At 39.8% G+C, this 23,309-nt stretch carries 24 protein-coding genes; 4 read left to right on the top strand and 20 right to left on the bottom strand.

The annotated features are described in order from the left end of the window. Window positions 1-69 precede the first annotated feature (69 nt). On the bottom strand, window positions 70-1,287 hold the full coding sequence (locus VJJ03_RS08000; RefSeq protein ID WP_323974875.1) for a 3-phosphoshikimate 1-carboxyvinyltransferase: 1,218 nt from the start codon (window positions 1,285-1,287) through the stop codon (window positions 70-72). Window positions 1,288-1,499: 212 nt separating this feature from the next. On the opposite strand from VJJ03_RS08000, the gene VJJ03_RS08005 reads away from it, so the two are divergent. The 3 genes from VJJ03_RS08005 (at window position 1,500) to gdhA (ending at window position 4,574) form a co-directional block, all read left to right on the top strand. Then, the gene (locus tag VJJ03_RS08005; protein ID WP_323974877.1) at window positions 1,500-2,105 is read left to right on the top strand and encodes an LUD domain-containing protein; all 606 of its coding nucleotides are present in this window, start codon (window positions 1,500-1,502) and stop codon (window positions 2,103-2,105) included. Then, window positions 2,102-2,995 carry a phosphatidate cytidylyltransferase gene (locus tag VJJ03_RS08010; RefSeq protein WP_323974879.1) on the top strand — a complete coding sequence of 298 codons (894 nt, stop codon included), beginning with the start codon at window positions 2,102-2,104 and terminating at the stop codon, window positions 2,993-2,995. Before VJJ03_RS08005 ends, VJJ03_RS08010 begins: the two co-directional genes overlap by 4 nt. A 238-nt stretch (window positions 2,996-3,233) precedes the next feature. After that, entirely contained in the window at window positions 3,234-4,574 is a 1,341-nt protein-coding gene (gene gdhA / locus VJJ03_RS08015) for an NADP-specific glutamate dehydrogenase (protein WP_323974881.1), read from the top strand. A gap of 119 nt (window positions 4,575-4,693) precedes the next feature. Here the strand turns inward: gdhA and VJJ03_RS08020 are convergent, their stop codons facing one another. The 9 genes from VJJ03_RS08020 to VJJ03_RS08060 form a co-directional block, all read right to left on the bottom strand. After that, window positions 4,694-6,037 carry a hypothetical protein gene (locus VJJ03_RS08020; protein ID WP_323974883.1) on the bottom strand — a complete coding sequence of 448 codons (1,344 nt, stop codon included), beginning with the start codon at window positions 6,035-6,037 and terminating at the stop codon, window positions 4,694-4,696. 35 nt (window positions 6,038-6,072) lie between these two features. Beyond that, window positions 6,073-6,729, bottom strand: coding sequence for an ankyrin repeat domain-containing protein (locus VJJ03_RS08025; protein ID WP_009744573.1), 657 nt, complete (start codon window positions 6,727-6,729; stop codon window positions 6,073-6,075). Window positions 6,730-6,974: 245 nt separating this feature from the next. After that, on the bottom strand, window positions 6,975-7,247 hold the full coding sequence (locus VJJ03_RS08030) for a hypothetical protein (RefSeq protein ID WP_009744572.1): 273 nt from the start codon (window positions 7,245-7,247) through the stop codon (window positions 6,975-6,977). 21 nt (window positions 7,248-7,268) lie between these two features. After that, entirely contained in the window at window positions 7,269-9,068 is a 1,800-nt protein-coding gene (locus tag VJJ03_RS08035) for a DUF262 domain-containing protein (protein WP_323974885.1), read from the bottom strand. Next, a complete protein-coding gene (locus VJJ03_RS08040) occupies window positions 9,068-10,741 on the bottom strand; it encodes a DUF262 domain-containing protein (RefSeq protein WP_323974887.1) in 1,674 nt (557 codons plus the stop codon). The genes VJJ03_RS08035 and VJJ03_RS08040 overlap by 1 nt, the downstream gene beginning before the upstream one ends. Window positions 10,742-10,994: 253 nt before the next feature. Next, window positions 10,995-12,113 carry an ABC transporter permease gene (locus VJJ03_RS08045; protein ID WP_323974889.1) on the bottom strand — a complete coding sequence of 373 codons (1,119 nt, stop codon included), beginning with the start codon at window positions 12,111-12,113 and terminating at the stop codon, window positions 10,995-10,997. Between the two features lie 7 nt (window positions 12,114-12,120). Continuing rightward, window positions 12,121-13,251, bottom strand: a complete 1,131-nt coding sequence (locus VJJ03_RS08050) for an ABC transporter permease (RefSeq protein WP_323974891.1) — start codon at window positions 13,249-13,251, stop codon at window positions 12,121-12,123. Window positions 13,252-13,266: 15 nt separating this feature from the next. Beyond that, on the bottom strand, window positions 13,267-14,001 hold the full coding sequence (locus VJJ03_RS08055; RefSeq protein WP_323974893.1) for an ABC transporter ATP-binding protein: 735 nt from the start codon (window positions 13,999-14,001) through the stop codon (window positions 13,267-13,269). Window positions 14,002-14,105: 104 nt separating this feature from the next. Continuing rightward, window positions 14,106-15,011 (bottom strand): ABC transporter ATP-binding protein, encoded by a 906-nt coding sequence (locus VJJ03_RS08060; RefSeq protein WP_323974895.1) that lies wholly within the window; start codon window positions 15,009-15,011, stop codon window positions 14,106-14,108. 92 nt (window positions 15,012-15,103) lie between these two features. Here VJJ03_RS08060 and VJJ03_RS08065 point away from each other — a divergent pair, with 92 nt between their 5' ends. Next, window positions 15,104-15,433 (top strand): DMT family transporter, encoded by a 330-nt coding sequence (locus tag VJJ03_RS08065; RefSeq protein WP_009744566.1) that lies wholly within the window; start codon window positions 15,104-15,106, stop codon window positions 15,431-15,433. A gap of 8 nt (window positions 15,434-15,441) precedes the next feature. Here VJJ03_RS08065 and VJJ03_RS08070 read toward each other — a convergent pair whose 3' ends face one another. The 10 genes from VJJ03_RS08070 to VJJ03_RS08115 form a co-directional block, all read right to left on the bottom strand. Beyond that, entirely contained in the window at window positions 15,442-15,999 is a 558-nt protein-coding gene (locus VJJ03_RS08070; RefSeq protein WP_323974897.1) for a hypothetical protein, read from the bottom strand. Window positions 16,000-16,147: 148 nt separating this feature from the next. After that, a complete protein-coding gene (locus VJJ03_RS08075; protein WP_323974898.1) occupies window positions 16,148-16,990 on the bottom strand; it encodes a hypothetical protein in 843 nt (280 codons plus the stop codon). 33 nt (window positions 16,991-17,023) lie between these two features. Next, window positions 17,024-17,557 carry a hypothetical protein gene (locus VJJ03_RS08080; RefSeq protein WP_323974900.1) on the bottom strand — a complete coding sequence of 178 codons (534 nt, stop codon included), beginning with the start codon at window positions 17,555-17,557 and terminating at the stop codon, window positions 17,024-17,026. A 58-nt stretch (window positions 17,558-17,615) separates the two neighbouring features. Continuing rightward, a complete protein-coding gene (locus VJJ03_RS08085) occupies window positions 17,616-18,227 on the bottom strand; it encodes a hypothetical protein (protein WP_323974902.1) in 612 nt (203 codons plus the stop codon). A 183-nt stretch (window positions 18,228-18,410) separates the two neighbouring features. After that, a complete protein-coding gene (locus VJJ03_RS08090) occupies window positions 18,411-18,761 on the bottom strand; it encodes a VOC family protein (RefSeq protein WP_323974904.1) in 351 nt (116 codons plus the stop codon). Window positions 18,762-18,777: 16 nt separating this feature from the next. Next, a complete protein-coding gene (locus tag VJJ03_RS08095) occupies window positions 18,778-19,284 on the bottom strand; it encodes a hypothetical protein (RefSeq protein WP_323974906.1) in 507 nt (168 codons plus the stop codon). A 277-nt stretch (window positions 19,285-19,561) separates the two neighbouring features. Then, a complete protein-coding gene (locus VJJ03_RS08100; protein WP_323974908.1) occupies window positions 19,562-20,065 on the bottom strand; it encodes a hypothetical protein in 504 nt (167 codons plus the stop codon). A gap of 152 nt (window positions 20,066-20,217) precedes the next feature. After that, the gene (locus VJJ03_RS08105; RefSeq protein WP_323974910.1) at window positions 20,218-21,150 is read right to left on the bottom strand and encodes an HlyD family secretion protein; all 933 of its coding nucleotides are present in this window, start codon (window positions 21,148-21,150) and stop codon (window positions 20,218-20,220) included. Beyond that, window positions 21,147-22,439 (bottom strand): TolC family protein, encoded by a 1,293-nt coding sequence (locus tag VJJ03_RS08110; RefSeq protein WP_323974912.1) that lies wholly within the window; start codon window positions 22,437-22,439, stop codon window positions 21,147-21,149. The genes VJJ03_RS08105 and VJJ03_RS08110 overlap by 4 nt, the downstream gene beginning before the upstream one ends. 150 nt (window positions 22,440-22,589) lie before the next feature. Further along, complete coding sequence (locus tag VJJ03_RS08115) at window positions 22,590-23,207, bottom strand: TetR/AcrR family transcriptional regulator (protein ID WP_323974914.1); 618 nt, start codon at window positions 23,205-23,207, stop codon at window positions 22,590-22,592. Window positions 23,208-23,309 lie beyond the last annotated feature (102 nt).

A 23,309-nucleotide genomic window follows, 5' to 3' on the forward strand; every position in this document is an offset into this window, starting at 1 on the left:
TCAGAATGGTTATATCTAAGAAATTAGGTGTAAAATGAAAAAATGTTGGAGGTATGAGTTCGGACACTTTTAATTTTCATCTTCAGTAATATATTCAAAATCCTCCCAGAAATTAGGATAGGACTTTTCTACTACTTTTGTTTCTGTAATGGTGATCGGTGCCTTTAGGCATAGAGGAGCAAAAGCCATTGCCATACGGTGGTCATTATGGGGGTTGATAGCTATATTGGGAGTTATCTCAGTACAGGGAGCTACCCAGATCTCACTATCAGAAATTTGCACTTCCCCTGAGAGTTTAGTAAGTTCTTCCTTAAGAGCTACTAAGCGGTTTGTCTCCTTGATATTAAGAGTTTTCAGCCCACTTAAGAAACATTCTACACCTAATCCAAAACAAGTAACAGCGATTGTCTGTGCAATATCTGGAGTGTCTATAAGATTATAGGAGAATATAGGAGGAATTTCTGTTTTCTTCTTAACAAGTTGGATTCTATCTTCAAGGAATAGGGTCTTTACGCCAAAAGTCTCATAAATATCTGCTAGAATACGATCGCCCTGAAGGCTGTCTTGCTTATAATGGAGTAGAGAAAGAGTCGTGCCTACTTCACTAAGGGCTATCAAGCTATAGAAATAGGAAGCTGAGCTCCAATCAGGTTCCACTATAATAGTTTTGGGGCTGATGGTAGGAGTATAAGGAACCTCAAGAGTATGTTCCTCAAAAGTTGCCTCTATCCCTAATTCATTGAGTAGAGAAAGGGTCATTCTAAGGTATGGAAAGGAGGTAATCTCTCCTTCCAAATGTAAGGAGAGTCCTTTAACAAAGGTAGGAGCAATCATAAGTAAAGCTGAGATAAATTGGCTGCTTATATCGGCTCTTATAGTAAGAGTTCCTCCTAATAAGGGTTTCCCTTCAATGCGTAGAGGAGGGTAACCTTCTCTCGCTAAGTAAGTAATAGAAGCTCCCAATTGGCGAAGAGCATCTACTAATATACCTATAGGACGTTCTTGCATACGTTCAGAGCCTGTGAGCGTTACCTTGCGCTTTGAAATAGCATAATAGGCAGTTAGAAAACGCATTACAGTACCTGCATCACCTATGTTTATAATCTCCTTTGAACTATGTAGACCTTCATACATAAGGGAAGAATCCTTAGAAAAGGAAGCGTTTTCTACTTGTAAAGAAGGTAAGATGCATTGGAGTAAAAGCAAGCGATTGGTCTCACTTTTTGAGCCTCCAATATTTAAAGTAAGATGATTCTTTATGTGTCTTTTTTTTAGAAAAAGATTCATGTATTGTGTTTTATATTTTAGAAAGTGCAAAAATACGAAAGTATCCTTAAATATTTTCTTAAGAATAATATTATTTGTGCAAATTCTGACTTTATTGTAAAGATATATCTTGTTTTTAAAAATCATAAAATAAAAATAAGTGAATATGTTCTCTCATTTCAGTATTTTTTTTTATCTTTACACCCACATAAGTAATACAAGAATAAGCATTAATGAAGTGGCTTGAAAAACTCTTTAAAGGCACTCCTAAGGGACAGGAAATGTCTTCTGGTAGAAAAGAAAAATATTCTAAACTTCCTATAGATGAAGCATTTGTGATGAACTTTAAGGAGAAGGGGGGAATTTTTCTCTATATAGATTCCATAGAAGAATTGGAAGAAGTTTTTCAAAAAATTCTTTTGGAGAATAATGCCAATGCTACTATTTTTACTCATAATGAAGATTTAGAAGAACTCTTTTATTCACAATATCCTTCCTATTTTACAGGAGATAGCCAGCAAGCAACACTTTTTTTAACAGATTGTGAATATCTGGTAGCCGATGAAGGCTCTGTATTATTCTCCTCAAGACAATTGGGACAAAAGCGGTTAGATGAACTTCCTCCGTCCCTTATTATTATTGCTAAGACTAGTCAAATTGTAGGTTCTCTTATTGATGCTATGGGGGGGCTTAATAGGAAAACTCATAGAGATCGACCTAATAACATTCGGTCGCTTCGTAGCTTTACTAAGCCCAAGGAGAAGGACTCTATTTTTTATGAAAATTGTTACAGAACTACTTACTTACTCCTCTTAGAGGATTTAAATCCTAACGAATGAATGAATTATTAAAGCGAAGTATTACAGGGATCCTTTATGTCTTTCTACTGCTTACAGCTATTATGCTTTCTAATGCAGAGGCTTTTGGTTTCCTGTTTCTTATTTTTGGGCTTATTTGCTTGTATGAATTCAAGAGGCTTATACGCCTTAGAGGGAGTGCTATTTTTTTAGTGTTCTTAGCACTATGGTGGTGCTTTAATTATTTGATCTCCAATAATGAATTCAATGGGAATTTCTTTATCTATCTACTCCTTTTAGCAGTAATTGCTACGGATATATATTTGGTATTCTATTTATATAAAAAAGAAGCTATTAGCTATAATGATACCCAAAAATTCTTTCTATCCCTATTGTACGTAGGAGGGGGATGTCTCTTTATTTCGTTAATTTACAAAATGGAAATTCATAACTATGAAGCATCAGTTTCCTCTTCTACATTTACTTTTTGGGAGATCTCACAATGGCAATTCTCTGAAGCTTTCTCTGAAGCACAGCATACCATGATTGCAATATTAGCTATTATATGGGCAAGTGATAGCTTTGCCTATCTTTCAGGACGGTTTTTGGGACGCACTAAACTTTTCCCCTCTGTCTCACCTAAGAAGACAGTAGAAGGATTTGTAGGAGGATTTATAGGGGCTTTGCTTGTAGCCACATGGCTTTCTCTCTATAGTAATAAAGATTTGTGGAAATGGCTTATAGTCGCTAGTGTACTTGTAATCACAGGTACTTTAGGTGATTTAGTAGAATCCAAATTCAAACGAGTAGCAGGCAAAAAGGACAGTGGCACTATCCTTCCTGGGCATGGAGGGTTACTGGATAGGTTAGATAGTCTCATTTTTGCTTCTCCTTTCGCTTATCTTGTTTTAGAGTTGGTCTTTTATGTCTAAGTTGAAGGAATTTTGTCATGGAGACTTTTAAAGGAATATTCTCTCACTATTATAATACAGATATAGGGTTGAATTTTTATTAGTTAGAACTATAAAAAGAGAAAAATAGACTCTTTTTTATTTGTGTATTTGAATATAAATGATTACCTTTGTAGGGTATTTGCAATACATTCAACGAATGTATAATAAGAATGATAATTAAATAGTTACAAAGATATTAAATTTATTGTTTATTACTATGGACGTAAAGAAAATTATGACCTCTTTGGAGGCGAAACACCCTGGGGAAAAAGAGTACCTACAGGCTGTACATGAAGTGTTGGAATCCGTACAGGAGGTCTATAACCAACACCCTGAATTTGCTAAGGCAAAAATCATTGAACGTATTGTAGAACCTGACCGTATTCATACTTTCCGTGTGGATTGGGTGGATGATAAAGGAGAAGTACAATCCAACCTTGGCTACCGTGTACAATTCAATGCTGCTATAGGACCTTACAAAGGAGGTATTCGCTTCCATAAGGCAGTGAACCCTTCTATGCTTAAGTTCTTGGGCTTTGAACAAACATTTAAGAATGCTCTTACTACACTTCCTATGGGAGGGGCTAAAGGAGGCTCTGACTTTGATCCAACAGGCAAGTCTGATGCTGAAATTATGCGCTTTTGCCAAGCATTTATGCTTGAATTATGGAAATATATAGGACCTGATACTGATGTGCCTGCAGGGGATGTGGGTGTTGGTGGTCGTGAAATAGGCTATATGTATGGTATATACAAAAAATTGGCACATGAGTACAATACAGGAGTGCTTACTGGTAAAGGTATCAATTGGGGAGGTTCTTTAATTCGTCCTGAAGCAACGGGTTATGGTGCTCTTTATTTTGTTGACCACATGCTTAAAAAACTTAAAAAATCTATTAAAGGGCAGCGCGTAGTAGTTTCTGGGTTTGGTAACGTAGCGTGGGGAGCTTCTCAAAAGGCAACTCAATTGGGAGCTAAGGTAATTGGACTCTCCGGCCCTGATGGCTGTGTGGAAGTACCTAATGGAATGACTCAGGAAATGATAAATTATCTATTGGAACTTCGTGCTTCTAATAAGAATATTGTAGAACCTTTCGCTAAAAAATTCTCTAAAGAAAGTAAGTTTACCAAAGGTAAAAAGGCATGGGTTATCCCTTGTGATATAGCTCTTCCTTGTGCTTTCCAAAATGAATTGGATGAAAATGATGCTAAGACTCTTATTAAGAATGGAGTGCAGTTGGTAGCAGAAGTATCCAATATGGGATGTACTCCTGAAGCTATTAAGACTTTCCAAGACGCTAAATTGCCTTTTGCTCCTGGTAAAGCTGTCAATGCAGGGGGGGTAGCCACTTCAGGATTGGAAATGACCCAAAATGCAGCACATCTCGCTTGGACTTCTGAGGAAGTAGATGCAAAACTACACCAAATCATGGAATCTATCCATAATGCATGTCTTAAATATGGTCAAGAAAAGGGCTATATTAATTATGTAAAAGGAGCGAATATTGCTGGATTTATGAAAGTAGCCACTGCAATGCTTGAACAAGGAATCATTTAATATGATTAGTGATTTTAATGGTTAATAAAAAGAGGCTCTCCGAAAAAGGAGAGCCTCTTTTCATAATGTCCAAAAGACAAAAGAGAGTTTTACAATCATTAATCCTATCTTGTCATTGACTATCTCATCGTACTAAGTATGGCAAGTGCTGCCTGTGCGTTGCCTTCGTCAAAGCGCCGTGCCCAAAAGGTATAAACCCAACGGACATACCCATCACTGGGGCTATTGCTATCGGCTAAGTCTCTTTCAAACTCGGGGATATCGTATTCCTTGAATACCTTTTTAAGCCCCTTTATATGGTCTTCTATATAGGAGGACTGGTTCATCACCTCAAGAATATCCTCATAGAGCTGTTTATTGTCCCCTTGTAACTCATAGACATTCAATAGGTCAGCTATTTGGCCATTGAGCGTACGGTGCATATAGGTATTTTCTCCTAACTGGCCGTTTTGATACATCGTCTCCATCACACTATCACCGAAGTAGTGCCAAAAGGTTAATAACTTTTGGTTGTCTCTGCCTATGTAGCGCTGGAGGTGACAGAGTGTAGGATGCTTTCTGCATAGGTTATCCTCACCATAGGATTCTATGGGGTAGAGATCGCTTCCCTCTTTGAGGAATCCCTGAAGATCATCTACTCTTTTGTAGATTTTATTTTTGAGTATTTTCTGCAAGGAATCCTGATTGAAAGCCGCAAAATCCCACTCAGGGGCTTTTCCTTCTTCGGGAGTGGTTTCAGAAGGCTTGTATTTGTGTTCTTCACGTGCATAGTCAATAATATCTTGGTCATAATTACTCTTATCAACCACTTGGGCTGAGGAGCGGTACAGGATATCATAATAGTCATAATCAGTATTAAGTTCTCCCTTGAAATAGAGATAGATACTCACCCCCAGTCCGTAAGATAAGGCAATGCCAAAGAGACCTAAGAGGCTCATACCCAAGAGCCGATGCCCTTTTCTGCTGAGAAAGCGCCCTAAGAGGAACAGTAGGACAGTTATGGGTAGCAAGGCAAAGAACATATAACTGGAATTGTCCCTGTCTCGGGCATCATCAAAAGAGGTAAAGAGCATCCAAAAGAGTGCCCCTATAGCCAAGACGCCTAAGAAAACTCCCTCAAAGAGGAGGATATCCTTCATCCATGGAGCTAAGGGCAATGGTTTTCTCCTGAGTAGTTGACATATTCCAGCCACAGCAGCCCCTATGAGCATACTTATTCCTATGAGCAATACTCCTGTGAGGAAGGCCGCAATGATGGAATAGTGGAAGCGATGACCAATGCATTCGTCTAAGAAGGAGAAAAAAGGCGGGTTCACAACCTTAGTTACAGCTGTAAACGGCTCTACACGCAATACTCCCCAAAGGAAAGAATCAAGCCAATAGACCCCTACTACAAGTAACAAAGTAACGATCAAAACTGTAATCTGCACCCAGATTACAGAAGGTAAGAAGTACTTTTTCATGAATGTTTAATTTTTAATCTTAAGTTGATGGGCGACTATTTTCTAATAACTGTGCTTATGAGTTCTTCCCATTCCTTTCCTTTCTTTCGCATAAGTATATTTTTTATAGGAGTTCCATTATTATCTAGCAGATTTATATTTGCTCCTGCTTCTAATAACAATTTTGCTATTTGAAAATTATTATTCTCAATGGCAATTAGTAAGGGAATTTCTTTGTAATCTGTTAGGGAACTTTGCATGCCATCTACATAAGCCCCTTTTTTCAACAAATAAGAAATGATTTTTTCATTATTCATCCTACAAGCCAATGCAAGAGGAGTAAGTAAGTCTTCTGTATATGGTTTGTTGATTTCTGCATTATTTTCCACTAAATAGGACACTATAGGGAGATGGTTGTTCTCAATGGCAACAAAAAGTGCATCATATATTAGATATTCATCCTGTTTTACTTCTTCTTTATTTGCCCCTTGCAAGAGAAGTTGTTTTACTTTCTCTAAGTTTCCCTCTTTGCAAGCTATGCCAAGCGAAGTATATTTGTATATTCCCTCTGTAAAATAAAAATCATTTATAGAGTGATTTTCCTTTTTCACATTTTGAGTGTCTATCTGAGTTGCTTTTTTTTCTGCATCTTGTGATTTTGGGCAAGCAGTAAGAAGTAATGAAAAACCTAAAAGAAAAAATTTTGTAATCATTGCTTTTTGGATGTTTATATAGGCTTTATAATCTGTATTGTATGCTTTTTACTTGTATTCAATAGGTAACTGTTTTGTTAAACAGATTAGCTTCTAAGGGAAAAACGGTATTTGTATTATGTATTAGTGATGATTTGTTCATTTCACTTAATATAATAATTCTGCCACAAAAATAATGCCATTAATGATTAGGGAAGCTAATATTTATTAGACAGCCTCTCTATTCTTTTTTATAGTTCTTTATCTTAGAATGTCCTAATAAGATCTAATGCTTTCTCTACACGGTCAATGAGATCAACCCCTTTGGAAGTTTGAGGAATAATTTCAGTATGAATTACTTCTTCGTTTTTTGTAAATACTAATGTATTATTCGTGTTTTTAAGAGCAAACCCTCCTTTCAAGGCAAGTGGTTTTCCCCAGCTATCTAAAGATAATCCATCTTCATCTGATGATTCCTTATAAATAGCTATCAAGATAGCATTCCAATGAAACCCTCTGAAAGAGTTCTTTCGCAACACTTCTATATCATAGGGTTGTAATCATTGTTCTTCTTGGTAATATAAGCCATTCTCAGCATACCAAAGAATAGATCCATATTTGATAAAATAGTAGCGCCAGTCCTTAGGTGTGCTCTCATTATTTAGAAAGGATTGAATACAATTCTCGAGATTTTCTATGCTAATATCACCATTAAGTTCTGCTAACAATTGTGCTATTATATCTTTAGTTTTCTCAAACTCTTTCCTATGTTGAGAAGGGTGTAGCATTTCTTGCCAAGTCCTATAGTTATGACTTGCTATAAGCCTATAGCGTTTGTCATTATATGTTTGACTATAATCTCCATAAGTGAGTAATGCTTTACTTACTAAAAGTAAATCTTTATCAAAAAGAGCTATAAATCTATTAAAATTTTCAGGTTTTTCTAAGCCAACTGCGGCTATAGAGCCAAACAAAGTCCAATGATCTTCTAGCTCAAAAAGCTTCTCTGTGAGTTGAGGATTTTCATTATACCATGCTATTTTCTCAATTTCTTCTCGTTTTTGTCGTGCATTGAAATCTTTGTCTTCTTCTGTTGGAGTACCTTTTAGGACAATTCTTTCCACTTCTTCCAAAAGAGCTTTCATACGATCCAAACGTATTTCGTCAGTAGAGTTCCATACCAAATTACGTATGATACGGATACGTCTTACAAAATCTATATCATTGATATCAGTACCTTTTGTTCTCCAAACTATAAAAGCATATAACATCAACATCTTATTGAACCCAAAATTGCCACGTGTACCTACTCCTGTATAATTCTGACAACAATCTTTAAAAAGGTTACATTTCCAATCATATACCTTCACTCTATTTGGCTGATAGTCTCTAGCAGACAGATAAGAGTTAAAGAATTCATCAATATCTATATCCTTCCAACAATCAAAGGCTCTTTCTAAAAAATCAATATTGTTTTTATTATCTCTATAGAAAGGAATCATCTCAAAGTAATCCTTTTGATTGCTCATATCATCATCACTCTTTATACGAATGAGGTCGGTAAGATAGTGGAAGTAATTAAGGAACTCCTCATCAATGATATTATTGCTACCCCTATAAAGCCAAAGCAGATTTGTCCAATCGATATCTATCTTACGATTAAAATTCTTATCTCCAATAGCCTCCATAAATTCTGCCTTGAAGTGTTCAAAATCAGTGAGTAGTTTGCCTCGTGAGTTCATTTTGATATAAATATCATCTGTAACTCCCATATCCTCTAATTCCTTAAAATAGAATGTAATTTTTCTATCTACTACAAGAGCTTTCCACAGATGAGGATAGTCCTTAAAAGTAAAATGTATGGCATCAAGCATTCGTAACATAGCATCAACAGTTGGATCATTATCCCAAGCGATGGCATACCATACTTCATTGCGTATTTGTTCAGACAAATACCTTTCTGTTGTAAAATCAGGAACAAAGACTAATAGCTGTTCACAAAATCGTCGAGCACTAATACGTGTTGCATAGCTAAACTTTCTCAAGGCTTCCCACTGATCGGGAGTAATATTCTCATGTTTGGCAGCATACCAGTGCAAAAGGAACAGAGTCGTAAGCCGTTGTTGCCCATCCAATGGTATCAATTTTTTCTTTTTATCTTCCTCTCCTGCTTCACTACCATAGATAAAATCTAAGTTAATCCCCTCAGAGTTTACCGCTTTGTATAAATCATCAAGAAAACGATTACGCTTCTTCTCTTCCCTTTCACGACCTTGTGCATAATCGCGCTGGATAATAGGAATTTCAATACCATCAAAGTCCTGCTGACAAATGTCTATAAAAGTATATTTTTGTTCCATTATGCTTGAGAATTTTTAGTATTTAGATAAGGAGTAAGCATTTTCCTAATTGCTTTCTCATAAGCCTTACGATCATCAGCCCCCCAAAAGTGCATATTAGTAGGATTTTCAGTATAGTATTTTAGGAAAACCATTCGGGTACAGTAAGGAATATAAGCTCCTTCCTTGTCCATTTCTATAATCTTACGACGTTTTACTTCAAAAACAGAGCTGTTCAATGCGGCATTATTGTTTGTATTTAGAAGGGCCATGTTAGAAAGGCTATCTAAATAATTGTCATTTTCTTTAGTTGATAGGAGCGTAAAGATCTCTTTTTGGAGTCTGTCAAACTGCACTCCTTCTATAGGATTTTTAGCTTCTAATTCTTCTATCCTATTTATAATCTGTCCTTCCTTTCCTATATTTGAAAGGGCTTCTTTGTGTATTTTTAGCCATTCTTTGCGTTTTTCAGTAGTATTGAGAGACACAGCATTTTGAGCATGAATGTGCTCTAAACTCCAAGTAATGTTTTTATCTTTGTATTTATCAAAGGGAAAACGCAGACTCTTATCTTTATTTTCCATTACAGAAAGTACATTGAACAATAATAAAACACGTTGTATAGGGGTTTTATCTTGATAAGAAAGAGTGTCCAAATCCGTATCTTTCAAGGTTTCTGTTATCTGAGAGTCAAGATAAGCTAACAATTCATCTTTTTTCTTTTCTTCCGTTTCTTTTAGCAAATGAATAAGTGTTTTGTCATTATTTTTATCTATCTTATCAGCGACTAAGAAGCCTACCTTATGAAAGATTTCTCGGTTCTCATACCACTCTCTAAGTCGTGAAAAGTAAGCGACAATTTCTTTCCATAATTCTTGTTTCTTTTCTCCTTGTTTTATTTTGTTATTAAAAAAGAAAAAGGTAGCATAATTATCTTTACTTTTACCTCCTGCCATTAGGTCGAAAAGCAAATCGATGCGATTGGGGTAATCTTCTGACTGATAATTGGTAAGGAAAGCCCAAAAAGAGGGTTGATGTAGTTCTTTTTGTATGTTATCCCATTCCGCGGCAATTTCTAATTGTTCTGCTGGGGTAAGGTTACTATTGCGACTGAGAAAGAGTGCACGTACTAACTCGGAATTGGTAAGAGGAATACGTCCAATATTAAGACGGGTAAAGAGTCCTACTCCACTAATATCTTCATCCACTTCGTACCATATCACTTTTACAAAGTTCTTTAACTGCCGATAGAAATCTATAGCTGTTCCCATTGAATCCTTTTCTGAATCATCAACCTTAAACCACTGACGAATTGTAGTATAGGCGTTGGCAATAAAAAAGAAATCAATATTTTCATTCTTTCTACCTAAATCAATTTCACGAAGAAAATCATAGGTTTCCTGTCGGGTTTCATAAGTAATCTGGTAGTTAATGGGAGTTTTGGGCAATATTTCTTTGATACAACTAAGTATCAAATAGATTGTTGTAAGTCGTTGCTGCCCATCTATGAGTTCGTAATTCCCTCCTTTTCTTCTCACTACAATAGGTTGAAGATAATAATTTTTTTCTCCATTTTCATAGATATCATCAAGCAGTTGTTTAACCTCTTCCTCTCTCCAACGATATCCTCGCTGGTAGTCAGGGACAAAAAAACAACCCTTAATATCTAATACTCCTTTGATATTAAATTCCATATTGTTATAAGTAATTAAAAAAGATAAAGACAAAAATACAAAAAAAATAAAATTTCCTTAATATATTTTCAATTATCAATCCACTGCCAGTTCAATCATCTAAGTTGCAAATAGTATCTAAGGCAGTTTACTTGCCTTCCTTTGCTTATGCCACAGGCTTATGGAAAAACTATAAACTCAGAGGGCTTATCTCCTTAGGGTTACCCATAATGCCTCATACTCGCTGACCACTAATTACCTGTATGGCTCGCTCCTAGCTTGTCTTCTTATAATTCCAAATAGCCCAACTATTAAGTAACACAGCGAATCCTACAAGATACAAAAGCTCTATGTGTAACTGCTCAAAACTACTGCCTTTGAGCACAATTAAGCGGACAGCATTCACAAAATGGGTTACCGGAATAGCATTACTCACCTGTCGGCTCCACGCGGGCATACTGTCTACACTGGTGAGGAAACCGCTCATCAGTAGGAATATCATTATAAAGAAATAGGCGATGAACATAGCCTGTAACTGTGAATCGGCATAGGTGGAGACCAGAAGTCCGAAGCCGAGAATCGCAATGAGATACATTGTGGCAAAGGCATACAAGGTGAGTAGATTTCCTGCTGGGAAGATGCCATAGACTACATACATCACCGTAAGCCCCAAGGTGAAGAGGATTAACCCTACTACCAAAAAGGGAATGAGCTTGCCTAAGATAAACTGCCACTTCTTGATAGGTGTTACATTTATCTGCTCGATAGTGCCTATCTCCTTTTCTTTGACTACATTGAGTGCTGAAAGAAAGCCCCCGATAATGGTGAGCAATATAGCCAAAATGCCCGGGACAATGTAGCGCGTGTATTGCATATAGGGGTTGTACCAATGGGTACTCTCCACCCCGATTTTGGCTACATTACCTATGCGCTGAGGTGTTTTTACATTTACATCGAGCTGAGTGTTGAAGTCGCGTATTACCGAAAGCAAATACGCCCCTCCTAACGACGACTTGCTCCCATTAATCGCATCGATAGAGACACCGAGAGGTTGCTTTCCTTCGCGTACGAGGTTGCGCTCAAAACCTTCGGGGACTTCTAAAACTACATCAGCTTTGCCGTCTTCTATCAGGGCGATACCTTCTTTGTAAGAGAAAGGAGCCTCTACGAGTTTAAAGTACCCTGAGGAAGTAATCTTCTGTATCAGTTGGTGAGAATAGGTACTTTGGTCGTGGTCGATATAAACGAGGTTAATGTTCTTCACATCAAAATTGGCAACTAAGGGCAATATAATGAGTTGGAAGATAGGTGCCACAAACATCATTGCCAAGATCGTCTTATCTCGGAATATCTGCTTAAATTCTTTTTGGAGTATAAAGCTTAATACTTTCATTTCTTCTTTATTGTAATCTAATTTTAAACTTCTTCATTGCAAGGCTTAAGAAAACTACTGCCATTGCGATGAGAATGAGCGTTTCTTTCCATACGTAAGTAAAATCCAACCCTTTGAGCATTACTTTCTTCACGATAGCATAGTAATAACTTGAGGGGAAGACTTTGGATATTCCCTGAAAGATAAGAGGCATATTCTCTATGGGGAACATAAAGCCGGTAAAGAAAGCCGTGGGGAGCATCATTCCCATCATAGCGATGAGCATAGCCGTTTGCTGTGAAGCAGTAACGGTGGATATGAGTAGCCCCAACGACAAACAGATGATGATAAACAAGGTGCTTTCGGCGTATAGCAACAGCAGATTGCCACGTATCGGGACATCGAGCATATAGACCGATAGCAGGAGTATCACGGTGAAGTTGATGAGCGAGAGAATAAGATAAGGCACGGCTTTGGCAATGAGTATCATTATAGGTTTGAAAGGCGATACCAAGAGGATTTCCATAGTACCTAACTCTTTTTCACGCACGACCGCTACCGAGGTGAGGGCAGTGCTCACTATCATAAAGACGAGCGCAATCACCCCAGGGACGAAGTTCATAGAGCCATTTTGCTCCTCGTTGTACAGCGTTCGGTTTTCAACGGTTATCTGGTAGGGTAGTTGCATAGTAGGGTTCAGCTCTTGCTGATAGCTCGCTACCATAGTTGAGAAGTAGTTTTGCACCGTTTTAGCCGTATTGGGGTCGCTGCCATCGGTGATGAGTTGTAGGGGGGTACCACTGGAGGTGTAGAGATCTTTGCCGAAATCGGGAGGGAAGATGAGCGCCGCTTTTATGCTGCCACGCTTGAATTGGTCTTCTACTTGATTGTAATGGTATAGAGGGTCTTTTAGCTTAAAATACGGACTTGCCTGCAAGCGGTGTGTGATTTCTTGACTATAAGTGTTGTTTGCCTCATCTAATACAGCGATACCGATATTCTTGACCTCGCTGCTGAGGGCTTGACCGAAAAGGATAATCTGCGCTATGGGGATACCAAAGAGTATCAATAGCGTGCGACGGTCGCGGAATACGTGATAGAATTCCTTGCGTATAAAGGCGATGAGCTGTTTCATATTAATAGGTGGGCGAATTGCCATTCGCCCCTACGGGGGTTATTCATTACGTTTTGCTTTACGGGCGAGTTGGTAGAACACCTCGTCCATTGAATGAGTGTTAAACTGTGATTTAAGTCGGGTGGGCGTATCCATTGCTTCCACTTTGCCGTCTACCATTATGCTGATGCGGTGACAGTATTCGGCTTCGTCCATATAGTGGGTGGTAACGAATACAGTAATGCCCTGCGCTGAGGCTTCGTATATCATATCCCAGAACTGACGGCGCGTTATGGGGTCTACGCCACCGGTAGGCTCATCGAGGAATACGATTTCGGGACGGTGGAAGATAGCGACCGAAAAGGCGAGCTTCTGCTTCCAGCCCAGCGGTAGCGAACCTACGAGTTTGTTGGCTTCTGCCTCCAAGCCTAGCTTGGCGATAAGCTGGGTACTGCGGGTTTTGATTTCCTTGCGACTCAAGCCATAGACACCTCCGTAGAAGGTGATGTTTTCCTGCACGGTGAGGTTGTCATACAACGAAAACTTCTGACTCATATAACCGATGTGCTTTTTTATCTGCTCTTGCTCTCGATAGACATCGAAGCCTGCTACTTGTGCCTCGCCTGAGGTGGGATAGGAGAGTCCACAGAAGATGCGTATAGCGGTGGTTTTCCCCGCGCCATTGGCACCGAGGAAGCCGAAGATTTCGCCTTTTTCAACGGTAAGGGAAATGTTGTTCACGGCTTTGAAATCGCCGAACTGTTTTGTTAGGTTATGACAGTGGATTGCGTTCATAGTGTTCCTCTCCCCCTGCCCCTCTCCCAAGGAGAGGGGAGCGCATGCCGCAAAAGCGATTTGCATTGCTTCTTAGGGGTGTTTATTTATTGAATTATTATGCTTTAATTTTCTTCCATTAGACGTATGAAACTGTCCTCGATGGTGGGGGTAATGGCTTCCCATTCGAGGTGGGGGAAGGTGGTTTTCAGCTGTTGCTCGAATATGGGAATGTTAGTATTTTCCTTGAGAGTAAGGTGTAGGTACTCGCCAAAGGGGTAACAGCTATCAATGTTGGGATGCTCGCGTAGGTGCTGGAGCAGAGCGTATAGGTCGGTAGCCTTGATAGCATAGAGTGCGGTGGGGTACTGGGCGATGATTTGCTCGGGGGTGCTGGTGGAAAGCACCTTGCCTGATTGTATTAAGGCTATGCGATCGCATAGGCTGGCTTCGTCCATATAAGGGGTGGAAACGAGTATGCTGATGCCTTGCTCCTTTAGTTTCCTCAGCATTTCCCAGAACTCTTTGCGTGAAACCACATCTACCCCCGTGGTGGGCTCGTCTAACAAAAGGACTTTGGGCTTGTGAATGAGGGCACAACATAGAGCTAACTTCTGTTTCATACCCCCTGAGAGCTTGCCCGCGCGACGGTTGCTGAACGGCTTTATCTGCTCATAAATATCTTTGATAAGGTCGTAATTCTCGGCGATAGTCGTACCAAAAACGGTAGCGAAGAAGGTGAGGTTCTCCTCGACAGTGAGATCTTGGTATAGAGAGAAGCGCCCAGGCATATAGCCCACGTGCTTGCGGATTTCTTTATAATCCTTGACGATATCCCAGCCCTCGATGCTTGCTGTGCCCTCATCAGGTAATAGGAGGGTAGTGAGCATACGAAAGACGGTGGTTTTGCCTGCCCCATCGGGACCTATGAGCCCAAAGAGTTCGCCTTTCTCGACTCCTAAAGAAAGGTACTGCACAGCTTGGGTATCGCCGTAGGACTTGCTGAGATTATGTATACTTATGCTTGTCATTTTATTAATTAGGTGTGAGCCACACAGGCTGTTTTGTTTTCTATTGTTAAAAAAGGTTGTACTTTTGCTACGAATTTAGATACTATACTTATATGCATTACTTATATCTCACTTTAGCGATTGTTTTAGAGGTCTTAGCTACTGCTCTTTTAGGTAAATCGGAAGGATTTTCCAAGTGGTTATTTGCCGTAGGCTCACTGTTGTCTTATGGCATTTGTTTTTATTTTTTATCCTTAGCCCTCAAGAATATTCCGCTGGGGGTAGCCTACGCTATCTGGTCGGGAGTAGGAATTGTACTGACAGCCATCGTGAGTATTCTTGTTTTCAAAAATAAAATAGACTTGCCTTTTGTATTGGGTTCCCTGCTTATCATCGCTGGCGTAGTGGTAATTAACCTCTTTTCAAAGGCAAATGGACACTGATTTTCCCCTTATTTTTTCTCTTTTCTTCTTGTTATCAAAATAAATACTACGCATATTACCAGTCCTACAAGAGCGGGTTTGGCTACTGACCAACCGCTTGCACCACTGCTTACTACGCTCCATAACAGTTTTAAAAGCGCTGCTAACACTATGGTGTAGAGCAATAAGCGCCATTTTCTCTTCCACGCTGAGACTATCAGCAGATAGAAAAAGAGCGGTATTGTTAGCGAGAAAAGTATCTTTTTTGCGTCCCACGCACCTTTGAGGTAGTCCATTTCGTAAGCTAAGAAGCTGAGCACCTTAGGATCGGTTTGTTGTGGAACGGAGAACCAAAACATACTGGTAAATAGGCAAAAGATACTCAATGACACTCCTGCATACGATTTTCTCAAAGCAAAATACACCATAGGCACGATAAAGAGCGGGCGCATATACCAGCTCAATATATTGTGATGTCGCACAAAAGTCCACTCAAAAAAGGAGTCATTAGTGAGAAAGACTACTATAAAAACTATGGTAAGCAGGGCGAAAATCGTTGCTATTACTTTGTCGTATTTCTTTAACATAGGGTTGTATTTGTTAGTAAGCTACAAAAAATGTGCTAAGAGTATGAGCTACAAGCTCTATTCTTGATAGACACGAGCCACAGGCTCGCGCCAGTGGGGGAGATTCTTTATACTTATCATATACTTAATATGCTAATAAAGTTAGCTCTTAATATTCCTCTGTTTCATCACAATCCGAGAGTTCATACGTGTAAACCCAGTAATCGGCTATCTGGTGAAACAGTTTATCATTTGTTTTGTCCCTTAATTGCATAAGTGCTTCGGCTACATCTTTCAGCTTCCAACCCTTGCTGTTTAGGGTAAACCACTCTTCTTTTAGCTTGTTTTGGGATAGATAATTATAGAACAATGCTTTTTTATCGGTATCTTCTCTAAGCCAATTGGGTATATTTTTAAGGTCTGTTATACGATTTATATCCTCTATTTCAAAGTTACAAGCATTATAACACAGCGCTGTATCGATATGATTCATAGAGGCAGGAAAGTCTCCTTCATATCCACTTCTTTCTATATCACCGAAAGGTATTATAGTTTCTCTATCGGTAAAATATACCAGTGGACTTGTGTGTTCCTTGCCATAACCGTATTCGTCCCAATAAGTAACTATCTTTTGTAAATCATCTTCACTGTAATGAATGTCTTTGCAAAATTGTTCAATTTCCTCAGTAAGCTCTTCTTCAATTTCTAACATATCCAAAATCATCAAAGTAACAAATTGTTTTTCATTGCTCGCCCTCTCGCTAAAATAACTCCATTCCAGCGACTCATCTACAAATATTTGTTTTCTGTCGCAAAAAAAATGGTGTAACAAGCCGGTATATTCTGCTCCTGTACCTAAGAACAAAGGTATTAAACAAGGCGGGTGAGGATACCAATATTCCCAAACAGGATTATAAGTATCTAAGATAGGTATCTTAATTTGATGAAGAATCAATTTCTGAAAGTCTTCTGTAAAATTTAATTCTTTTATTACTTGTTTTAGTGCATTCATCTTTTTTACTATTATAATGATGCTGTTTGCAGGTTAGTTTATGAGATTGCTTTTGAGGCAAAAGCAGAGGTCTTTGCCTTCGGGGTCTTTTTCTATGTAACAATCTTTTCGCAAGGGATAGTCCCACTCGCCGTTAAGGGTTTTTACTTTTTGGAAAGGGGGGACATATACCGTGCCTTTGTCCCAGAGGATTTGAATATATAGTACTCCGTTGCAATAAGCATAAGGCCCAGAAGGGTTTATTTCCTTTGAGGAATAACACATCTGAAAGTTCTTACGACCGTCGTAATCGCGTAGAGCTTGCGACCCCATAAACTTCTGAGTAAAGCATTCGTTATCCTCACCGAGCTCGTTTTTGTACAATTCGTAGAATGCAGGGCGATCTTCTTCGAACAAAGCATAATCGTCGGCACTTATGCGGTAATAGCGTTCATAGCCTGCTACCCAACTTACAAGTACTTTCATCAAATGGGTTTCGATCGCTTCGCAATAGCCCACAGAGAAAAAGTGTTCTCGGTCTACGAGCTCTTTGGTAAGCTTTATGTGTTCTATGAGTTTTAATTTCATCTTGTAGGTATAATTAGTTTTTCTTACTGATTTTGTGTGTTACTTAATTTTTATTGAATTACTTATAATAACGCTCCAATGCCTCTTTTGCCACTTCTACAATCTTATCGTTTACATCTTTTGCAAAATAGATAATACGACAGGGAACAAATACCATTATGAGTTTTTCTTCATACCAAAACATATAACAAACGTGCGACATTTCCATTATGGGGTCGAATACTATATAATCTTTATCCTTTAGAGAGTGTACAAACTTCATTAACGACTTATTGACAGATGAGAACGAAGATAATACATACACGTTGATGATGTGATCGAAAAAAAGTTCCGTATTGGTATACACATAAAGATTTGTCAGGCAATAATCCGCTTGTGGGTTGCGAACCAATATTTTATTCTGAGATAATACCGACGAGAGTGACCACATCAAAAGTCTATGTGTGGCCACAGCTTCTCCCTTCTCTCCTTTTTCTATGGTAAAGTGTCGCGAAGAATGGCAAAACTTCTGATGCGCTACGATATTTTGGATGGCAAGACTGTCTTTTGCCAAATGGGTATATTTTTCAAACTTGTCAAATTCTTGTATATTTCTAATACTGTCTACAGTTTGTGCTATCCCGCATACAGAGACAAAGAAGATGACAATACATATATAATAACGTTTCATATTGCTTGATATTTTAATTATGATTATGACAGAGTAAGGGATTGAATTCTTCTCGAGTAGATACTTTTATTCATCATCTAAAATAATTAACATTAAATGTGAGAGGAGTTAGCTCCGAACTTGCTCGCCCGACCTTTTAGCTTCGAAATTCAACCTCTGAGCTCCAATGTTTAACCTCCGAACTTATATCGGTTCATAGAACTCCAACCAATGTCCGTCCGGGTCTTCGAAGGTAAGCAATTTGCCGTAGGGTTCTTCCCTTATAGCTCCGATGAGCTTTACGCCTCTTTGTTTCAATGTATCGAAGAGTAGTTCTATGTCATCGGTTTCGAACATTATCCTTGTTTTCTGTGGGAGCACTTCACCTTTGCTTTCAGGTCTTTTCAATATGGCAAAAGACGTTTCGCCTACCTCAAACTCTACCCAATCGCCGTCGGTAAGTTTTATCCAGAAACCTATGTTGCGATAGAATTCTATCGACCGTTGCAAGTCGCTGACATAAATCCAACAAGCATATATCTTTTTGATTTTCATCGTAAGCGTTTTTAAATTACTCTTTTGTTTTCTGTGCCATTACTTTGGCAATCACGTACCATTTGCCCGATGCGTTTTTGAGCTCTTTTCGCCATTTGAAGGAAGTAGATGTTATCTCGGAGAATACATATCTCATCTCTTCGGTGGTATTTTCTGTCAGAATAATCTCATCGTCTGCCCTGCGAGCTGTCAGACGGATAGCCTCGCCCCTGCAACCGTAGAAAATGTCCCACGTCGAGCTTCGGGGGTTGAATATACGTAGCGTGGTGCCGTACTCGGCATCGGGCTGTTTGTTTTGCAAACGCTCCGAGCGTGAGGGGACAATAAAAACATCTTGTATCGCCGTACCTTCCAACACCCAAGAGAAAATCCATTCGCCTTTTACGCGTCTGGGTTCGTCGGCTTCCAGATGGTCTACCCATTCGATATTCCACTCGCCCACCAAAGCACCGAAAAAATCGTATTCTTCCGGTATGCGAGGGTCTTTTTTGTCATAATGTAATGCTTTGATAAATTCGTTCATAATTTATTGATAAATATGTGTTTTTCCAATACAAATAATAAAATGATTACTCACTCGTGTTAGCTCTGAACTAAACTAATTCACTTCTGAACTCACTCGTGTTAGCTTTTTACTGACTGATATTACCTATGAACTTACATTAGTTACCTTTTTACTAACAGATGTTACCTTCGAGCTCACTTGTGTTAGCTTTGAGGTAACTACTGTTACCTTCCAATCTAGAAAAGTGAGCTATAAACTAACTAAACTGAGTTTATAGCTCACATCTGTCAGTTGCCTACGGAGTGGGTGTAGACTCATTAGAGGCGGGGTTAGTGCCTTTGGAGCGTCTGCCTTGTAGTGCGAACCGTTTACCCAAATCTTCCTGAATGGATTTGGCATCTTGGTCGCCGAGTTTGGCAGCCATTTTAACACTCGCATAGTAGAGCAACGCCTGTGCATAAGCCTCGTGTCCTGAGAGCATCAGTGTGTCCGACAGGTTGTCGACCAACTGCTTGAGGCTGTTGTACACAGGTTGTAACGATTGGTTGAGGGTGAAATCCTTACCTAATTCCTCAGCTTCCATCATCGGGGGGATAAGTTTAGGATTAGATTTCACATACTCTGCCGTTTTGGAAACAAATGCCAATGTTTTGTCGCTCATCTTAGGCAGGCTCTTGCGGTCTTCCAACGTAAGGGTAACCAAATACGGAGCCAATAGCTCGCGAAGTTCTTTTAGCTTCTCTTGAAGCTTAGTGAGGGTCTCAGCAGGAACCTCCATACTAATCAAATTCTTCGGCATAACTTCAAAAATTAAAAATTATAGGACAAATGTAGGGATTTTTTGCGAATACTGTGTGCTTTTACAAAAGATTTTTAATACTGAATACTCAAGAAGACATTTTCGAATATAAAATATCTCTTTTAGGGACAATAAATAGCATTTCTTACTAATTAATCATTGAACAGCACTTCACCGTACATTCCTATCTTGAGATAGCTGTCGTTTTTAACCTTTATCTTGATGGCGTATACGAGGTTGGCGCGTTCGGATTTGGTTTGTATCGTTTTGGGGGTGAACTCGCTCTTTTGGGATATCCAGATTATTTCGCCTTGATAGGTGCGGTATTCGCCTTTTCCGGCATCGGTGCGCACGGTAACTTGCTGTCCTAACTTGATTTGGGATAGTTGGTCGCCGGTGATGTAGGCTTTTAGGGTTAGTACATCGGTATTAGCAATCTTATAGAGTGGCTTCCCGAACGTCTGCATTTCTCCTTTTAGGGCGTAGTTAGTAAGCACAGTGCCCGCAATGGGGTTGATAATTTCACCCTGATTAATTTGCTCTTGAACGGCTTCGGCATTCTTTTGCAGAGGAGCTTCTTGGCTGAGCACGTTGCGGTTCTGCGTGTTGATGTTGGTGAGACTGACCTTGAGTTGGTTTTCGGTTACGGCTATCTGCTTGCGAAGCTGGTCTACTAAAGCGGTGAGGTCGTCCAATTGCTTTTGTGTGGCAGCCCCACCACGTACTAAGTTTTGTGTACGCGTAAGCTCACGTTCCTGTTGGGCGAGTTGTGCGCGTTGTACTTCGAGTTGGCTCCGAATGAGTGCCACCTGGTCGGCAGGGTTTTGGGTTTTCTCTTTGAGTGAGGCAATAGTGGCTTCCACCTGTTCTTTCTGTATCTTGAGAAGGGCGACGTTTATCTGACCGACCTTTTGACCTTCGGTAAGAGTTTTGCCTTCTTCTACATCGTAGTCGATGAGTTGCCCCGTCTGTTGGGCAGAAACAATGACTTCGTCGGCTTCGAAGTTGCCAGAAGCGTCGAATTGGTTTTTATTATTGCAAGCTATTAAAGCTATCAATGTGGTAATAAGTGCTATCTTTTTCATTTTCCTATAATTAATTGATGATTTTCTTGAGCTTGGAGGAGTTGTATTTGGTGCAGGATAAGAGTTTGCTGGGCAAGATGCCAAGCATTGACTTTCTGCAAGTATTCGTGAGTGGTGATAACCCCGTTGTCTAACTGGACTTCAGCAGATTTAGCGACAGAGTGGCGCAAAGTTACCGATGCTTCATCTTGTTCTATCAGCTTTTGTAACTTTTTGAGTTGCTGGGACTGCTGAGTGAGTTCGAGTTTGGTGTTGAGTAAGAAGGCTTTACGGTCGGTTGCGAGACTCTCGCGGTTCAGACGCAAAATGTGTCTCTTGCTTGAAAGGTTGTATAGCGGACTTAGATTCCACTGCAAACGAAGCCCCGTGATGTAGTAGAAATCCGCTTGGTTGCTGAGCATATTGAGCGTGGGACGCCCGTAACCGCCTTGAAAAAAGGCACTGAGCTTGGGTAGAAACTCGGTGTTGAGCTGTTTTTCTTGTGCTTTGAACAATGATTCCTGTAGCTGAAATCCTTTGAGTTCAGGACGAAAAATTTCGGTGGATAGGGTTTGAGGCTGGGACTGGGGCGCAGGCTGTACTAGCTGGGAAGCGTTGGTGAGCTCTTTGCCTATGAAAGTAGACAGCATTTGCAAGTAGGTAGCTTGTGCGGCTTCGTACTCGGTGGTTTGCATTGTCACGCGGAGGATTTCGGCTTTCAGCTCGTTGACATTGCTGGGGAGGGTCGTGCCGTTTTTTAGGGCTACTTCTGCCTTCTTAAGTTGTGACTCTAGCGTTTCGATATTAAGGCGATTTTGAGATAGCTGCGCATTGATGAGGAGCACCCCAAAATATAGGTTGCTCACGCGTTGTTTTAGGGTGTACAATTGGGTTTCGACCGCTTGCATTTGGACAGCACTCTGGGCTTTGGCAATAGCCTTCTGACTGTGAATCGCACCACCCCCATAGAGCAGTTGGCTTACCTCGCCCACGACCTTGTATTGCTCTTTGTCAATCGTAGGTAAAGAGACGTTAGGAGGCAGTGGGAGTGCTCCTACAATGGTTTTAGAGAGGTCGGTTACTTCCGACTGGTAAGTGGCTTGCCCCAAGATAGAGAGCTGTGGAAGGTAAGCACGATTGGCATTGGCAAGGGTATAGCCTTCGGTTTTGGCTACCAAATCAAGCTTTTTGACGGTAGGGTAGTTCTCACGAGTAAGACGATAGCAGTCCTCCAAAGAAAGGATAGCCTGCGCTTGCGCGGTGAAAGTGAGGGCTATAGATGCGGTGAGTGTTAAGATAAGGTGTTTCATAATGGCAATCCTCGCCCCCGTTCCCCCTCTCTTTCGGAGAAGGGGCAAGCCATAAAACAGAGTAAAAGACTGATGAATTAAGGCTTTTAGGGGTATTATAGTGTTAATAAATTAGTTTAACCATTTGGTTAGGGTATAGATAAAAAAATGTTATTGCTTATATAGTATAACCTTAATCCATTGAGGGATAAGGGCTTTGCGCTGGAGCATTAGGGCTTTATATGCCTCTTTGTCGGTTCTGCTCAGGGCGGTAAAGATAGGCTGGGCGATGAAAGGGAATATCACTAAACTTATGACGTTAAGCACCGTGTGTATGAGGTTAGGTTCGTTGATTCGCCCTTGTGCTACGGCTTCGGCGTATTGCTGGGCTAAGACCGAATGCTCTAACGCTTGAATAATAGGGGTATTGGCAACAAAAGGTTCAGGATTAGCACGCACCTCGTTGAACATAAAGGTCGGTAATTCAGGTTCTTCTAAGAGCAAATCGATGTAATTAGCCACTACGCGCTCTATTTTCTCCTCTAAAGAGGTACTTTCATCATTGAGGATGACACCTACACCTTTAAGGAATTGCCCTATTGTTTCCATCATTACAATCTCAAAAAGCTTTTCTTTACTGCGGAAATAATAGTTGAGCATCGCGTGATTGATACCTGCTTCCTCAGCAATATCACGAGTGCGAGTACCAGCATAGCCTTTTTGGTGAAAAACTTTGCGAGCCGCCGCTTTGATGCGATCTTCGGTGCTTATATCTTTTGTCTTCTTCATCGTTACTTCTGATTTTCGAGGGCAAAGGTACAACGAGTTTTTGAATTAACCAAATGGTTAGAACAGAAATTTTAATTTTTTATTTGATTTATTACCTCTTTG

The sequence above is a fragment of the Capnocytophaga sp. G2 genome (assembly GCF_035282625.1).
Classification (GTDB): Bacteria; Bacteroidota; Bacteroidia; order Flavobacteriales; family Flavobacteriaceae; genus Capnocytophaga.

Bases quoted from the DNA above. Each gene is read 5' to 3' on its own strand.
- VJJ03_RS08115 (WP_323974914.1), bottom strand. From the start codon at position 23,207: ATGAAGAAGACAAAAGATATAAGCACCGAAGATCGCATCAAAGCGGCG.
- VJJ03_RS08075 (WP_323974898.1), bottom strand. From the start codon at position 16,990: ATGAATGCACTAAAACAAGTAATAAAAGAATTAAATTTTACAGAAGAC.
- VJJ03_RS08025 (WP_009744573.1), bottom strand. From the start codon at position 6,729: ATGATTACAAAATTTTTTCTTTTAGGTTTTTCATTACTTCTTACTGCT.
- VJJ03_RS08055 (WP_323974893.1), bottom strand. From the start codon at position 14,001: ATGAACGCAATCCACTGTCATAACCTAACAAAACAGTTCGGCGATTTC.
- VJJ03_RS08035 (WP_323974885.1), bottom strand. From the start codon at position 9,068: ATGGAACAAAAATATACTTTTATAGACATTTGTCAGCAGGACTTTGAT.
- VJJ03_RS08080 (WP_323974900.1), bottom strand. From the start codon at position 17,557: ATGAAATTAAAACTCATAGAACACATAAAGCTTACCAAAGAGCTCGTA.
- VJJ03_RS08065 (WP_009744566.1), top strand. From the start codon at position 15,104: ATGCATTACTTATATCTCACTTTAGCGATTGTTTTAGAGGTCTTAGCT.
- VJJ03_RS08060 (WP_323974895.1), bottom strand. From the start codon at position 15,011: ATGACAAGCATAAGTATACATAATCTCAGCAAGTCCTACGGCGATACC.
- gdhA (WP_323974881.1), top strand. From the start codon at position 3,234: ATGGACGTAAAGAAAATTATGACCTCTTTGGAGGCGAAACACCCTGGG.
- VJJ03_RS08105 (WP_323974910.1), bottom strand. From the start codon at position 21,150: ATGAAAAAGATAGCACTTATTACCACATTGATAGCTTTAATAGCTTGC.
- VJJ03_RS08040 (WP_323974887.1), bottom strand. From the start codon at position 10,741: ATGGAATTTAATATCAAAGGAGTATTAGATATTAAGGGTTGTTTTTTT.
- VJJ03_RS08070 (WP_323974897.1), bottom strand. From the start codon at position 15,999: ATGTTAAAGAAATACGACAAAGTAATAGCAACGATTTTCGCCCTGCTT.
- VJJ03_RS08020 (WP_323974883.1), bottom strand. From the start codon at position 6,037: ATGAAAAAGTACTTCTTACCTTCTGTAATCTGGGTGCAGATTACAGTT.
- VJJ03_RS08010 (WP_323974879.1), top strand. From the start codon at position 2,102: ATGAATGAATTATTAAAGCGAAGTATTACAGGGATCCTTTATGTCTTT.
- VJJ03_RS08110 (WP_323974912.1), bottom strand. From the start codon at position 22,439: ATGAAACACCTTATCTTAACACTCACCGCATCTATAGCCCTCACTTTC.
- VJJ03_RS08095 (WP_323974906.1), bottom strand. From the start codon at position 19,284: ATGAACGAATTTATCAAAGCATTACATTATGACAAAAAAGACCCTCGC.
- VJJ03_RS08050 (WP_323974891.1), bottom strand. From the start codon at position 13,251: ATGGCAATTCGCCCACCTATTAATATGAAACAGCTCATCGCCTTTATA.
- VJJ03_RS08090 (WP_323974904.1), bottom strand. From the start codon at position 18,761: ATGAAAATCAAAAAGATATATGCTTGTTGGATTTATGTCAGCGACTTG.
- VJJ03_RS08100 (WP_323974908.1), bottom strand. From the start codon at position 20,065: ATGCCGAAGAATTTGATTAGTATGGAGGTTCCTGCTGAGACCCTCACT.
- VJJ03_RS08000 (WP_323974875.1), bottom strand. From the start codon at position 1,287: ATGAATCTTTTTCTAAAAAAAAGACACATAAAGAATCATCTTACTTTA.
- VJJ03_RS08005 (WP_323974877.1), top strand. From the start codon at position 1,500: ATGAAGTGGCTTGAAAAACTCTTTAAAGGCACTCCTAAGGGACAGGAA.
- VJJ03_RS08045 (WP_323974889.1), bottom strand. From the start codon at position 12,113: ATGAAAGTATTAAGCTTTATACTCCAAAAAGAATTTAAGCAGATATTC.
- VJJ03_RS08085 (WP_323974902.1), bottom strand. From the start codon at position 18,227: ATGAAACGTTATTATATATGTATTGTCATCTTCTTTGTCTCTGTATGC.